General features: G+C 74.7%; 2 protein-coding genes. Both read right to left on the bottom strand.

Annotation, left to right across the window (positions count from 1 at the left end):
* Positions 1–463, bottom strand: a 463-nt coding sequence (locus tag PROKR_RS14535; protein WP_036964381.1) for an amidohydrolase family protein, incomplete at its 3' end; no start/stop codon positions are given.
* A gap of 189 nt (positions 464–652) precedes the next feature.
* Positions 653–1,391 (bottom strand): hypothetical protein (locus PROKR_RS35025; protein WP_211240140.1); only part of this gene is annotated, 739 nt, incomplete at its 5' end.

Raw genomic sequence — 1,391 nt, 5'->3', positions numbered from 1 at the left:
GGGCGGCGCAGCGGAGGGCCTCGGCCATGGCGTTCGGGCCGCCCTGCGCCGCGGGGTACGGGGTCCCGTCGGGGCGGTGGTGCACGTAGTGGAACTCGCCGACGGCGGTGGTGCCTCCGAGCGCCAGCTCCGCGTAGACGGCGCGCGCCAGCCGTTCGTAGAGGTCCGGCGTCAGGGCTGCGGCCAGCGCGTACATGCCCTGGCGCCAGGTCCAGAACGATCCGCCGTCGGCGTGGGTGCGGCCGCGCAGCGCGCGGTGGAAGGCGTGCGAGTGTGCGTCGGCGAGGCCGGGGAGGACGACGCCGTGGAGGCGCACGTCGCCGTCGGAGGCCGGGGCGCCATGCTCGACGGCCACGATGCGCCCGGCGTCGGTCTCGACCCGGACGGACTCGACGACGTGGCCGGCGGATGCCGGCTCTCCGGGTCCGGGCAGCCAGGCCCGCTCGCACCAGAAGCCGCTCATGACTCTCCTCTCGTGTTCGGTGTTGCGTGTTCCGTGGCTTGGGCGATCCCCTTTGAGGCCTAAGTTTCTTCGCTTTGAGCCGGCTCAAAGCGAAGAAACTTAGGCCTCAAAGGGGACGTCCCCCGGAGGGTGTACGACCGGGGGCCATCGGAAGTCCGGGCCCGCCTGGAGCGAGGCCGGAGGTCCCGCTCACCAGAAGCGGACCGGGAGCCGGTGGCGCGCGTACACGCTCTCGACGGCCGCGCGCACCTGGGCCGGGGTGCCGAGCCGCGCGTCGTCCAGCCCGAGCACCGCGAGGGTCGCGATGCCGTTGTGCTCGGACCACCAGGAGTCCAGCCCGCCGCGCATCTGGCGCAGCCGCCCGCGCGTGAGACCCTGCGTCACGCCGCGCATGAGCACGCTGGAGGCCGGCGTGCCCATCGGGGCCGCGAACGCCGTCGGCAGCCGCCCGAGGTTGGAGGCCAGGCACAGCGGCGCCGTGCCGTCGCGCGCGGCCAGCTTCGCGACGGCGTCCGGCACCATCTGCATGAGCGGCTTGAGCGGGCCCAGGGTGTCCACCCGGGTGCCCGACGTCAGTGCCGCGAACTCGGCCTTGGCGCGGGACCGGATCTGCGTCATGTCGGCGATCACGCCGGCCCGCTCGGGCGCGGGCGTCACCGTGGTGTCCACGGCGATGGACACTCCCGAGGTCGCGTTGGATCGCAGGTCGCCGGGCTCGCGCAGGCTCACGGGCAACGAGACGCGCACCGGCATCCCGGCCGTCGCCGCGCCGGCGGCGAGCAGGATCTCCGTGCAGACCGCGATGAGCAGGCTGTTCGCCGTCCCACCCGCGGCGTGGGCCGCGCGGTGCCAGGTCGAGGCGTCGGTGTCGACGACGACGATCGGCGGGTGGGCGAGCTCGGCGTCGTCGGGGCGCGGGGCCGGCCGG

It is taken from the genome of Promicromonospora kroppenstedtii DSM 19349 (assembly GCF_000515355.1).
GTDB lineage: Bacteria > Actinomycetota > Actinomycetes > Actinomycetales > Cellulomonadaceae > Promicromonospora > Promicromonospora kroppenstedtii.
The sequence above is the reverse complement of the archived record's forward strand: the minus strand, read 5'-3'. Positions and strand labels throughout refer to the sequence as shown.